The organism is Bradyrhizobium sp. P2_E8 (genome assembly GCF_056403875.1).
Genome location: NZ_JBFUES010001893.1, coordinates 1 through 562, shown reverse-complemented (window position 1 = coordinate 562; position 562 = coordinate 1). Strand labels below are relative to the sequence as shown.

1 pseudogene is annotated in these 562 nt (G+C 61.4%); it reads left to right on the top strand.

Features of this window, described 5'->3' with window-relative positions:
- Positions 1 to 562, top strand: a pseudogene (locus AC1D00_RS44555) (RHS repeat protein); the annotation flags it as partial.

The following is a 562-nucleotide window of genomic DNA, read 5'->3' as shown; positions in this document are numbered from 1 at the left end:
ACCTAGACGCGTCGGGAAAGCTCGTCTCGGTGATCCGAACCCACGCCGACGGCACCCTGGCCTACACCCAGGTGATCAACAGCGACGGCAGCAGCGCGGTCAGCTCCTACAATGCGGCCGGCGTTAAGATGGTGGAAACCGACACCCAGGCCGACGGCAGCAAGGACGTCTTTACCTACAATATCACCGGCCAGAGCTACACGGCCGAGCACGACATCTACGACGCGACGGGATTCCTCACCACGATCGTGCGCACCCACGCCGACGGCAGCCTTGCCTTCAAGCTGGTTCAGTCGAAGGACGGCACCAAGACCACCGACCTGTATGACGCCAAGGGCATCGTCACCAGTGAGATCGTGCAGAAGGCCGACGGCTACTACGCGACGACCGTCTTCACCAACGGGGTGAAGACCAAGGCCTACGTCCAGAACGCCGACCACAGCCAGGATAACTACACGATCGTGCAGAAGGCCGACGGCTACTACGCGACGACCGTCTTCACCAACGGGGTGAAGACCAAGGCCTACGTCCAGAACGCCGACCACAGCCAGGACAACTACAT